This is a genomic window from Loktanella gaetbuli, assembly GCF_020531945.1.
Classification (GTDB): domain Bacteria; phylum Pseudomonadota; class Alphaproteobacteria; order Rhodobacterales; family Rhodobacteraceae; genus Loktanella; species Loktanella gaetbuli.
In genome coordinates, this window is the sequence record NZ_JAJATZ010000007.1 from 67,515 (window position 1) to 79,688 (window position 12,174).

10 protein-coding genes are annotated in these 12,174 nt (G+C 62.7%); 6 read left to right on the forward strand and 4 right to left on the reverse strand.

Features of this window, described 5'->3' with window-relative positions:
• Positions 1–2: 2 nt before the first annotated feature.
• The gene (locus LGQ03_RS13885; protein ID WP_226748880.1) at positions 3–2,831 is read right to left on the reverse strand and encodes a [protein-PII] uridylyltransferase; all 2,829 of its coding nucleotides are present in this window, start codon (positions 2,829–2,831) and stop codon (positions 3–5) included.
• Positions 2,776–3,978 carry a penicillin-binding protein activator gene (locus LGQ03_RS13890; protein ID WP_226748881.1) on the reverse strand — a complete coding sequence of 401 codons (1,203 nt, stop codon included), beginning with the start codon at positions 3,976–3,978 and terminating at the stop codon, positions 2,776–2,778. Before LGQ03_RS13890 ends, LGQ03_RS13885 begins: the two co-directional genes overlap by 56 nt.
• Before the next feature lie 115 nt (positions 3,979–4,093).
• Here LGQ03_RS13890 and rsmI point away from each other — a divergent pair, with 115 nt between their 5' ends.
• From rsmI to gshB, 3 genes are all read left to right on the forward strand, one after another.
• Positions 4,094–4,972 (forward strand): 16S rRNA (cytidine(1402)-2'-O)-methyltransferase, encoded by an 879-nt coding sequence (gene rsmI, locus LGQ03_RS13895; protein WP_090158434.1) that lies wholly within the window; start codon positions 4,094–4,096, stop codon positions 4,970–4,972.
• Positions 4,956–5,342: a YraN family protein gene (locus tag LGQ03_RS13900; protein ID WP_226748882.1), complete on the forward strand. Its 387-nt coding sequence runs from the start codon at positions 4,956–4,958 to the stop codon at positions 5,340–5,342. The genes rsmI and LGQ03_RS13900 overlap by 17 nt, the downstream gene beginning before the upstream one ends.
• Before the next feature lie 68 nt (positions 5,343–5,410).
• Positions 5,411–6,355, forward strand: coding sequence for a glutathione synthase (gshB, locus tag LGQ03_RS13905; protein ID WP_226748883.1), 945 nt, complete (start codon positions 5,411–5,413; stop codon positions 6,353–6,355).
• On the opposite strand, the gene LGQ03_RS13910 is transcribed toward gshB, so the two are convergent.
• Positions 6,347–7,309 carry a DUF2125 domain-containing protein gene (locus LGQ03_RS13910; protein ID WP_226748884.1) on the reverse strand — a complete coding sequence of 321 codons (963 nt, stop codon included), beginning with the start codon at positions 7,307–7,309 and terminating at the stop codon, positions 6,347–6,349. The genes gshB and LGQ03_RS13910 overlap by 9 nt on opposite strands.
• 63 nt (positions 7,310–7,372) lie before the next feature.
• Here LGQ03_RS13910 and LGQ03_RS13915 point away from each other — a divergent pair, with 63 nt between their 5' ends.
• The 3 genes from LGQ03_RS13915 (at position 7,373) to LGQ03_RS13925 (ending at position 11,241) form a co-directional block, all read left to right on the forward strand.
• On the forward strand, positions 7,373–7,903 hold the full coding sequence (locus LGQ03_RS13915; protein ID WP_226748885.1) for a gamma-glutamylcyclotransferase: 531 nt from the start codon (positions 7,373–7,375) through the stop codon (positions 7,901–7,903).
• Positions 7,904–8,027: 124 nt separating this feature from the next.
• A complete protein-coding gene (locus LGQ03_RS13920; protein ID WP_226748939.1) occupies positions 8,028–9,125 on the forward strand; it encodes a biopolymer transporter ExbB in 1,098 nt (365 codons plus the stop codon).
• Position 9,126: 1 nt separating this feature from the next.
• Positions 9,127–11,241 (forward strand): peptidoglycan -binding protein, encoded by a 2,115-nt coding sequence (locus LGQ03_RS13925; RefSeq protein ID WP_226748886.1) that lies wholly within the window; start codon positions 9,127–9,129, stop codon positions 11,239–11,241.
• Here LGQ03_RS13925 and LGQ03_RS13930 read toward each other — a convergent pair.
• Positions 11,238–12,140, reverse strand: a complete 903-nt coding sequence (locus LGQ03_RS13930) for a M23 family metallopeptidase (protein ID WP_226748887.1) — start codon at positions 12,138–12,140, stop codon at positions 11,238–11,240. The two genes, LGQ03_RS13925 and LGQ03_RS13930, sit on opposite strands and share 4 nt — an antisense overlap.
• Positions 12,141–12,174: the final 34 nt, after the last annotated feature.

The window sequence follows — 12,174 nt, forward strand, 5'->3', positions numbered from 1 at the left end:
CGCTACCCTTGCGCCCGTTCCGCGCCCTGGTCAATGGCGTGACGCAGCTTGGCTGTCAGCGCCTCGCGCTTGGACTCGGAATGGAATTTCAGCCCGGTGATATCCTTGACGTAAAAGGTATCGACAGCCTGTTCGCCGTAGGTCGCGATCACGGCGGACGAGATGTAGACGTTGGCGTTTGCCAGCGTGCGGGTCAGATCATACAGCAGGCCGGGGCGGTCACGGGTATCCACCTCGATGATCGTGTAGATTTCGGACCCGTCGTTGTCGAATGTGATAACCGTCGGCACCCGGAATGCTCGCATCCGGACCGGCAACACGTCCCGATCCTTGAGTGCGGTGCTTGCCACGACTTCGCCCATCAGGGTGCGCTGGATCATGGAACGCAGACGCGGCAGGCGCGCTTCTTCGTAAGGGCTGCCGTCGGCGTCCTGTATCCAGAAGGCAGCGGTCGCATAGCCGTCCTTGGACGTGTAGGTGCGCGCGTCCACGATATTTGCACCGACCAGCGCCAAGGCCCCGTTCATCCGGCTGAACAGACCCGGATGGTCCACCATCGCAAAACAGGCGCGGGTCGCATCCCTGTCATGGTCCAGCGTCAGGTCCACCCGGATTTCGCTGTCCGAGATGGCGTGCAGCAGATTGGCGAAAACGACATGGGTCGTCAGCGGCAAACCCTGCCAATAGGGCCCGTAGTGACGGTTCATTTCGGTTTTCAGATCAGCAGCGTCCCAGTCCGCCAATGCGTCGCGCAATGCCCGTTTGGCCACCGTTTCGCGGGTTTCGCGGCTGAGGTCCTCCAGCCCGTTGTCCAGCGCGTCACGCGTTGCCGAATACAGGTTGCGCAGCAGCACGGCTTTCCAGTTGTTCCAGGTGCCGGGGCCCACGCCACGAATGTCGCAGACCGTCAGCAACAGCAGCAGGTCCAGACGCTCCTTGGATTTTACCGCCTTGGCAAAGCCGCGCACGGTGCGCGGTTCGGAAATGTCGCGTTTCTGTGCCGTGTCCGACATCAGCAGGTGATTGCGGATCAGCCATTCGACCGTTTCGCATTCCTTTTTCGACAGCCCTAGGCGCGGCGCGACCTTGCGCGAAATGCGTGCGCCCAGCACCGAATGATCCTCTGGTCGGCCCTTGCCGATGTCATGCAGCAACAGCGCGACATATAGGACCTTGCGATTGACGCCGGCCTCGATGATCTGCGAGGCGACTGGCAATTCCTCGACCAGTTCGCCGCGTTCGATGCGCGACAGGTGGCTGATGACCTGGATGGTATGCTCGTCCACGGTATAGCTGTGGTACATGTTGAACTGCATCATCGCCACGATCGGTGCGAATTCCGGCATAAACGTCGCCAGCATGTTCAATTCGTTCATGCGTCGCAGCGCGCGTTCGGGGTTGCCGTATTTCAGCATCAGACGCATGAAAATACGGTTCGCCTCTGGATCCGCACGGACCGTGTCATCGATCAGGTGCAGGTTGGCGGCAATCAGACGCATCGCGTCGGGATGCATCAATGTGCCTGTGCGCATCGCTTCTTCAAAGATGTGCAGCAGGTTCAGCGGATCGGCCAGAAACGTCTTGGGTCCCGAAACCGTCAGGCGGTTGTGCTTGATCGCAAAGGGCGGTTTCGTCTTGGGCTTGCGGGTCAGCAGACGTTCCAGCATCGGTGCCGCCTTGGCGTGGGTGCGTTCCTGCGCGGTCAGGAAAATGCGCGTCAGATCCCCCACCATGGTTGCGTGGCGGAAATAGGCCTGCATGAAATGTTCGACGCCGCGCCGTCCGGCGCGGTCCTGGAACCCCATCGCATCGGCCACCTGGACCTGCATGTCGAACGTCAGTTGGTCCTGCGCGCGTCCGGCAATTAGGTGCAGATGGCAGCGCACGGCCCACAGGAATTCATGGGCCTGACGAAAGGTTTCGTATTCGTCTTGGGTAAAGACCTTGTGCTTGACCAGGTCCGACGCGTCCTGCACGCCGTGGATGTATTTCCCGATCCAATACAGCGATTGCAAGTCACGCAGACCGCCTTTGCCTTCCTTGACGTTGGGCTCGACCATGTAGCGCTGGCCGCCCTGCTTCTTGTGGCGCTGACCGCGTTCTTTCAGCTTGGCCTCGATGAAATCGGGGGCAGAGGATTTGAACAGATCGGACCACAGCCGATCGCCCAGCGTCACGGACAGGTCGGCGTCGCCGGTCAGAAAACGGTATTCCACCAGACTCGTCCGGATGGTGTAGTCCTCGCCGGCGAGCCTGAGGCAATCCTTGATCGTGCGGCTGGCATGACCGACCTTCAGCTTGAGATCCCAGAGCATGTAGAGGCTGGATTCGATGACCGCCTCGGCCCAGGGCGTGATCTTGTAGGGAGTCAGAAACAGCAGATCGACATCGGAATAGGGCGCCATTTCCCCGCGACCGTAGCCGCCCACGGCGATGACGGACAACCGCTCGCCTTCGGTCGGATTGGGGTTGGGGTGCAGGCGGTTGCGGGCCACGTCCAGCACCGCGCAAACAAGACAGTCGGTCAGCCAGCTGTAAGCGCGTGTCGTGGGGTTGGCGCGAAACGGATGATCCAGAAATGCCGCGCGGATCGCGGCCCGCCCGTTCTTTTGCGCATCCTTGAGAATGCCGACAACAGCTGTGCGCAACGCGCGGTCATCAACAGCGTTCTCGCTCGCTGCTGCAATCTGGTCTGCGACGGCGGGGGCATCGAAAATCGACGACGCCGGCAGGATCAGATCCTCCGGCGTCGTGTTCAGTCCGGTCGGCGCGGGCCTAGCTGCCAGCACGGCCAAAGCTGCGCGGTGCGTTTTCAAGGATGACGACGGCATTGTTCCGCACCGTTGCGACAGACAGGGCGCGTTCGTTCGTGCCGTCGGCGCGCAGCCTGAACACGCCCGAGGTTCCCATGAAGCCTTGGCGCTGCGTCAATGCCGCCTTGGTCAGTGCATCGGACCGGCCCTGTGCCACCAATGCGCCGATGGCTGCGATTCCGTCATAGGCAAGACCTGCGAGGGGGTGGGGCTGACCGCCGTAGACGCTGCTGTAGCGCGCCTCGAAGTTGCTGGACATGGCGCGATCAGGCACCGCGAACAGCCCGCCCTGAAGACCGGGCAGCGCCAGCGCCTGCGGTGCTGCATCCCAGCGCGTCAGACCCAGATACCGTGTGTCCGCAGGGTTGATCCCGGCCTCTGGCAGGGCTGTCGCCAACAACGGCAGGTCGGCATTGACACCTGCCGTCAGGAACACGGCGTCGGCACCGTTTGATTTGACCGTGGCTGCGACTTGCCCGGCAGATGCGGTGATGCCCTGCTGGCTCAGCGGATAGCTGGCGATACCTGCCACGCTGGCACCATTTGCCTGAACCGCACGGGCGATCGCATCACGACCGACCTGTCCGGCCAGATCGTCACCGTGCACGATGCCGATCCGGCTGATGCCCTGACCGCTGGCATAACGCACCAGGCGGTCGGCTGTGTTTTCAAAGGTTGCTCCAAGGACGAAAACGTTGCCGCCCGCGATGGTGGTATTGTTCGAAAAGGCCAGCACATTCACATTGCGCGGTGCGACGGCGACACCTGCGGCATTGGCCGCGTCAGCGAACAGCGGGCCCAGAATGATCTTGGCGCCTTCGTCCACGGCACGGGTGGCGACGGCCGCCGCCTGCGCCGAATCGGACCCCGAGTTGTAGACCCGCAGGTCGATGCTGACTCCGTCGAGGTCGCTGATCGCCATGCGCGCCGCGTTTTCGAGGCTGGAGGCAATCGCCTGATTTGCGCCCTGCGTGGATCCGCCGGGCACCAGCAGGGCCACCTGAACAGGTGCACTTGCGTCAATGGTCTGGCCGGTGTCCTGCGTCATGCCGACGGTGCCGACGGGGACACAGGCACCCATCCACATCAATCCAACGGTTGCAGTCACATAGGCGGCAGCACGGCGCAGCCGTGATGTCATCAATGAAGGGGCGGCAGCGGTCATGGCAATTCCTAACATCTGTGGCGGGCGTTGCGGTATCGGCGTTGTCCTTAACGTCCATAGGCCGCATTGTCGCCCTTTAACGCTATCATAAGGCGAGAGCCGGACGGGTCTAGGCATGAATCATCTCAACGTATCGCTGTCGGCAGGTTTGTATCTGGTCGCGACACCCATCGGCACGGCGCGGGACATCACGTTGCGGGCGCTGGATATCCTTGCCAGTTGCGACATGATCGCGGCCGAGGACACCCGCACGGCGCGCAAGCTGATGGAGATTCACGGGATTCCCCTTGGGGATCGGCGGATCATCGCATTTCACGATCACAGTAGTGACGCCGCGGTGGCCCGTCTGGTCAACGCGATCCGGGACGGTGCATCGCTGGCCTGTGTGTCCGAGGCGGGCACGCCGCTGATTGCGGACCCCGGGTTCGAACTGGCCCGTGCCGTGCGCGCGGCGGGCCTGCCGGTCACGGCCGCCCCCGGCCCGTCTGCGGTGGTTACAGCGCTCAGCGTCGGTGACCTGCCGACCGACCGATTTGCGTTTTGCGGTTTTCTGCCCGCGGCACCTGCGGCGCGGCTGGCAGAGCTGGTGGACCTGCGCGATCTGCCGTTCACGCTTGTTTTTTATGAATCACCCAAACGCATTCATGATTTCTTAGCTGCTGCGCGCGATGCTCTGGGAAGTGATCGTCAGGCAAGCGTCTGCCGGGAACTGACCAAAAAATTCGAGGAGGTGTCGACGGGTCGCTTGTCAGACCTGGTCGATGCTTTTGATGGCCGCAACGTGAAGGGCGAAATCGTGGTTCTGATCGGCCGTGCGGGTGCTGTCGCGGTCGTCGAGGCCGATATCGAGGTTGCCTTGCGACAGGCAATGCAGACCATGCGGGTCAAGGATGCGGCCACGGCAGTTGCCGGCGCGATGGGCCTGCCCCGCAGGCAGGTCTATCAGACGGCACTGCAACTGGGAAAGGATGAGGACGATGCAGGCAACCAGTGATCGGACGCGGCAACACCGGGGGCGGTGCAACCACCTGGCGGGTGAGGCTGCGGAACATTCAGTGGCGATGGCCTATGATCGACGTGGCTGTGCGACGGCGGCCCGGCGCTGGCGTGGTCAGTCTGGTGAAATCGACCTGATCGTGCGGGACGGCGACACCATCGTTTTCGTCGAAGTCAAAAAGAGCCGCAGTTTCGCGCAGGCCGCCGCCCGTGTCACGCGACGACAGGCTGACAGAATCTGCCGTGCCGCGATGGAATATGTGGCAGGTGAACCCACCGGACAGCTGACCAGAATGCGATTCGATGTCGGTCTGGTCGATTCGGTCGGTGCCGTGCGCATCGTGCCGAATGCATTCGGTGGTTGGTAACGCGCCATTGCCGACCGCCCCTGCCTGCGCCATATCCCCATCAGGACCCGCACGCAGGAGCAGTGACCATGTCGTTGAAAATCGCCTTTCAGATGGACCCGATCGGGCCAATTGATATCACCGCAGACAGCACCTTTCGGATCGCAGAAGAGGCGCAGGCGCGGGGGCATCATTTGTTCTACTACACGCCGGACCGGATCGCGTTCGACACCGGGCGCGTGACGGCGCGCGGCTGGCCGCTGACGGTCCGTCGTGAAAAGGGTAACCATTTCTCGCTGGGTGACGAGACAACCGTCGATCTGGCCGATTTTGACGTGGTTTGGCTGCGCCAGGATCCGCCATTCGACATGGGATATATCACGACCACCCATCTGCTTGACATGATTCACCCTGATACACTTGTGGTGAATGATCCGTTCTGGGTGCGTAACTACCCTGAAAAACTGCTTGTCCTCGAATTCCAGGATCTCACGCCGCCCACGATGATTGCGCGTGACCTCGACACGCTCAAGGCGTTTCGGGCGACGCACGGCGATGTCATTCTCAAGCCGCTCTACGGCAACGGCGGTGCGGGCGTGTTCAAACTGGGCCAGTCTGACGGCAACCTTGCATCCCTGCACGAGCTGTTTTCCGGCATCAATCGCGAGCCGTTGATCATGCAGAAATTCCTGCCCGCCGTCACCAAGGGTGACAAGCGCGTCATCCTCGTCGATGGCGAACCTGTCGGCGCGATTAACCGCGTGCCGGCCGCAGGCGAGACGCGGTCGAACATGCACGTCGGCGGTCGTCCCGAAAAGGTGGAACTGACGGACCGTGACCGTGAAATCTGCGCGCGGATCGGGCCGCTGTTGCGCGAAAAGGGCCAGATTTTTGTGGGCATCGACGTGATTGGCGACTGGTTGACGGAAATCAACGTGACCTCGCCAACCGGAATTCAGGAACTCGAACGTTTTGACGGAACGAATGTCGCCGCCAAGATATGGGAAGCGATCGAGGCCCGTCGCCTAGCGTAGGCGCGGGGCAGGGCCCAACGGCAGGGGGCCCAGCATCATGTCCCCCCCGGCAAATGTCAGCGGCAGTTGCAGATTGTCGCTGCCACCCGACAGCATCCGCAACCCGCTGGTCAGCGCAGGCAACAAGTTGGGTGGCACCACCCCCGCACCGTTCGCCAACGCAAGCATGTCGCGCCAGTTCGCCACCTGCAACAGGATGCGCCCGTCGGGATAACCGCCTGCATCAACCGTCACCTCGCCCGTGCCGCCCAGGCGCAGTGACCCCCAGCTCAGGTCGATTTCGCTGATCGTCAGGGTTTCGAGCAGCGGTGGTTGCGTCGGCGTTGTGCGGTCAAGTGGCCGGTCGAGGACCGCCGTGATGTCAGCGGTCATCTGTGCGGCCGTGTCAGGCAGCCCGGCCAGCGGCAGGACAGGCATGATATTGGCCAGACTGACATAGCCTTCGTAGGTGTTGGCCGCCGGACCTGCTGCGCGCATCGCGATCAATGCCGCCCCCGTGGTCGCCTGCCAGCCTGCATCGGAACGGATGTTCAGGGTGGCCGCCTCAGCCGTCAGCGCCTCGAACGCGAGTGACGGCGAGGCCGCGACCTTGACGTTGGCGCGCAGGTTTTCCGAGCCGATCGCCAGCACCTGTTGGCCCAGGCGCAGCGTCTGCTCTGGTGGCAATGTGGCGATCACGCTGTTGGGCCGATAGCTGAGGGCTGCGGTCTGCACGACAGGGGCCCGCCATTCGACGAAATCGGACGGACTGCGCACAGCCACGTTCGTTGCGGTGACGTCGAACCGCGATGGAAACCCGGACTTGTCGAGCGTTTCGGCATCGATATCCCAGCCGCGTGTTTCGGCCGCACTCATCGCTGAGTCCAGTCCGCTGTTCAGACCCTGGGTGGCGATGAACCAATAACCCGAATAAAGCGCGCTCAGCGCCAGAACCACAACCAACAAAGCCTTCATGATCTCACCCTCGCCATCGCTGTCCCTGCGGTTTATAGCGCAGGCAAAGAAAGGACCACCCGCATGAGTCTTTGGGTTTTTGGGTATGGATCGCTGTTGTGGAAAACCGGGTTCACCCCGGTGGAACAACGTCGTGCGGTGCTGCGCGATTATCACCGCAGTTTCTGCATGCTGTCGATCCATCACCGGGGCACCGTTGCAGAACCGGGCCTTGTTCTGGCGCTGGATGCGGTGCCGGGTGCGATCTGCACAGGGGTGGCATTTCGCGCCGCCGACGCAGAGGCGGACGCCGTTCTGGCGATGCTGCGCGAACGCGAATTGATCTCTTCGGCCTATGTCGAACACGAGTTGACGCTGGAAACGGCTGAGGGACCTTTGAAATCGCTCGCTTATGTTATCGACCCGGCCCATGAACAATATGTGCAGCTGGATCTGGAAACACAGGCGCAGATGATCGCGCGGGCGGTGGGGGGCATGGGGCCGAACCCTGATTACCTGTTCAACACGGCGGCCCTGCTGGACCAGATGGGGATCGCTGATCCCGACATGGTGTGGCTGTCCACACGGGTCCGTGCGTTGATCGGGCAGGATTAATCGTTTCCAGCCTGTCATTTGCCCGTTAGGCTGCGCAAAACAGAGCAGGACCAGCCCCTTGTCCGAAGACCGCAAACCCAGGCTAGAACCACAGTTTTCCCAACCCGTCCGGCAGATCACGTCGATGTTGATCGTGCTGGCGCTGGTGGCGGCCGGTCTCTATGTCAGCTACCCGCAGATGCGCGGCATCTTTCTGTCGAACCCCTATCTGAACGGCGCGATCCTGTTGGTGTTCGTCATCGGCGTCTATTCGACCTTTGCGCAGGTCTATCAGCTGATGAAATCCGTTGAATGGATCGAAGGCTTTGCCGCGGGCCGGTCCGGGCATCACCTGACCAAGGCCCCGTCGCTGCTGGCTCCGCTGGCGACATTGCTGCGATCGGTCGGCAAACGGATGCAGATCAGTGCCACGTCCAGCCGGTCGATCCAGGATTCCGTCGCACAGCGCATCGACGAGGATCGAGAGATCACGCGCTATATCGGCAATACGCTGATTTTTCTGGGCCTTTTGGGAACGTTCTATGGGCTCGCCACCACAGTTCCGGCGTTGGTGGACACCATTCGGTCCCTGTCACCGGCCGATGGCGAAAGCGGTGAGGACGTGTTCGGCCGGTTGCAACAGGGACTCGAAAGCCAGCTTGGCGGCATGGGGACGGCCTTTTCGTCGTCACTTCTGGGACTGGCGGGGTCGTTGATCGTCGGTTTGCTGGAATTGTTCGCAGGCCATGGGCAAAACCGGTTCTACCGCGAGCTGGAGGAATGGCTGTCCACCATCACGCGTCTTGGGTTTGCGAGTGGCGAAGAGGGCAATAACGAGGACAGCGCGATGCTGTCCGCCTTTGCCGAACATATGGGCACGCAACTGGACGCGATGGAGGCGATGTTCGCCCGCGCCGAAAATACGTCACGCGAGGCGGATGAGCACCTCAGCCAGTTGGCGCGCACGATCGACCGTCTGGTGGATGCGCAACGGGGCACGGGAACGGACGCAGCATTGCTGACCCGCATTGCCGAAGGCCAGGAACGCCTGATCGCCAAGCTGGAGGATGGCGGCGTCGACGGTCTGGATGCAGAAAGCCGGATGCGCTTGCGGTCGATGGATACGCAGATGCTGCGCCTGACCGAGGAAATGGTGTCAGGCCGTCAGGAACTGATCGGCGAATTGCGCACCGAGCTGGCGCAACTGACGCGGGCGATCCGACAGACCCGCAAGGAGGGCTGACATGGCCCTGTCGCGCCGCAGTCAACGGATGAATTCGACGATTTGGCCCGGTTTCGTGGATGCGATGACGGGGCTGTTGCTGGTTCTGATGTTCGTCCTCACGATCTTTATGGTGATCCAGTTCGTTCTGCGCGAAACGATTAGTGGTCAGGCGACGCAACTGGATGAACTGGCAGGACAGATCGCGTCACTGACGACGGCGCTGGGCCTTGAACAATCGCTGACGGCGACGTTGACCGCCGACCTTGATCGGGCCAGTGAAACCGCCGATGCGCAGGCCAGCCGGATCGCAGCCTTGATCGGTGAACGCGACGCGGCTGCTGACGCGCTGGTTGCCGCACAAAACACCATTACCGGATTCGAGGCACAGGTCGCGGGCCTGCTCGCACAGCGCAGCGACCTGACGGCCCAGGTCGATGACCTGCAAAACCGCGAGGCCGCGCTGCTCAGCGAGCAGGAACAGTTGAACCTCGCCCTTGCGACGGCGCGTGACGAGGTCGACGCACAGGCCGAGGCAGCGCGCCTCGCCGCTGCCCGACGCGAGGCATTGCAGGCGATGATTGCTGATCTGGAACGTCAGACCGCCGACCAGGGCGCCCAGATTTCCGATCTGGAGGCAGCACAACTGGCGGATGCCGCGGCAGCCGAGGCGTTGCGGCAGCGGTTGTCGGATGCCGATGCGGAGCTGACGGCGATGACTCTCGCGCTTGAGGAACAGCGCCGGGAGGCCGAGGAAACCCTGACACTGTTGGCCGCGACGCGGGCTGCACGCGACGAGTTGGACATGAACCTGTCCGCTGCCCTTCTGGCTCAGCAGCAGGCCGAAGGCGATCTGTCGGCGGCGCTCTCGCAGGGCGATGATCTGGATGCCCGGCTGGTTGCGGCATTGGCGCTACAGGAAAGCACGGCCGCCGAACTGGATGCGGCCCGGGCGGCGCTGGATGCCAGTCAGGCGCAGGCAGAGGACCTGACCGCACGGTTGGCGGCTGCCGCCATCGCAGGGCGACAGACCGAGGCGGAACTGGACAGCGCGCGCGCTGCACTCGACGCCGCACTTGCCGATGGGGCGGCGCAACTGGACGACATTCAGGCGCAACTGGCCGCAGCCATCCTGGCGCAGCAGGCCGCTGAAACGCAGGCGGAAAACGCAGGCGCACGTTCTGCAACCCTTGAGGATCGTCTGGCCGAAGCGTTGCTGGCGCGGGATGAATTGTCCGCACAGGTGAACGCGCTGCGCGAGACGACAACGGTCGATGATCAGGAACAGGCAGACATCAACGCGCGTCTGGCTGCCGCACTTGCCGCGCGCACCGATGCCGAGAATCTGGCAGACCAGCAGTCTGCCGCGCTGGCCGAGGCCAATCGCCGCCTGAGCGAGGAAGAGGCACAAAGCGCCGAGGCGCAGCGCCAGACCGCCCTGTTGAACGAACAGGTGGCGGCCCTGCGCACGCAAGTGGGCACGCTGCAATCCCTGTTGAACGTCGCCAATCAGGACAGTCAGGACGCCGATGTGCAGATCGAGCAGCTGGGCGCACAGCTGAACACCGCGCTGGCGCGCGTCGCTGCCGAAGAACGCCGCCGCCGTGCACTGGAAGAGGCCGAGCGCACCCGGCTCGAGGCCGAGGCGGCCCGCCTCGCTGCCGAGGCGCAAAACCTCGAACGATTCCGGTCGGATTTCTTTGGTCAGGTGCGCGAGGCTGTCGAGGGGCTGGCTGGCGTTCGGATCGAGGGCGACCGTTTCGTGTTCTCGTCAGAGGTGCTGTTCAACCCCGGATCGGCCACGCTCTCGCCCCAGGGCCGCGGCGAGATCGCGAATGTCGCCAGCCTTTTGCGCCAGATCGCATCCGATATTCCCGACAGCATCGACTGGATCATCCGCGTCGATGGCCATACGGACAATGTCCCCCTGTCCGGCCAAGGCGAGTTTCTGGATAACTGGGAACTGAGCCAGGCGCGCGCCCTGTCGGTCGTCCGCTACATGGAGGATTTTCTGGGTATTCCTCCGACCCGGTTGGCGGCAAACGGGTTCGGGGAATTTCAGCCGATCAACAGCGCCGATACACCCGAGGCCCGCGCACAGAACCGTCGGATCGAGCTGAAACTGACAGAGCGTTAATTCAGCACGATTTCGGATTTCAGGACTGCCAGACGTCGGTCGTCGCGGAACAACTCGACCAGACCAATATGCAGGCCCGGTTGCCAACCACCGGGCGGCGTGCGTCTGCCGCCTGCCCGGAACAGCTGCGCCTGTGTCCGTTCGAGGGTCTGCACATTTTCGAATATCGGTTCCATGTCAGGGCCGATGATCGTCAGGCGCAACTCGTCGCCCGCGCGCGCGCCGAACATATATCCCCACAGCACCAACGCATCAGAGGTCGTCGTCAGATCATCGGCTGCAGCGTTGCCCGCCTTGATCGCGTCATAGGAAGGTACGGCGTCGCTGAAACCGGCTGCGATGATCCCGCCGGGGGGCGTTGGCGTGACATCCGACCACAACCAGTCCTGTTCGGGGGCGTCGCAACTGATCACGCCATCAGGATCGTAGGGATCAACGACCTGACCGTTCTGCCGTACGGACAGGTGCAAGTGCGGAAACTGGGTTTGACCTGACAGGCCGACCTGCCCCAACGGGGTGCCAGCAGTAACCAGGTCGCCGTTGGCGACACTGATCGACCCTTGGGCCAGATGGCAATACTGGGTTTCCCAGCCGTTTTCATGACTGATGACAATACCATTCCCGCATTCCCGCCCGGATACGTCCGGGGCCGTCACGTCGACTTGCAAGGCGTCTGCCATGCCGTCGCGCACCCCTGTGACGACACCGTCGGCTGCGGCCAGCACGTCCACGCCAGCGGCCTGTGCCGCCAGCGATGGCAGGGCGAAATCCGTGCCCTTGTGCCCGTCATAGGTCAGGCTGCCGCAGCGAAAATCAGACGCGCCTGCCGTCGGGTCGTGATCCACGACCTGCTGAATGTGGCAGTCGACGCCAAGATCACAGTCTATCGGTTGCGCCAATGAAAAATCCCCCGCAGCCGATGTGGCTGCGAGG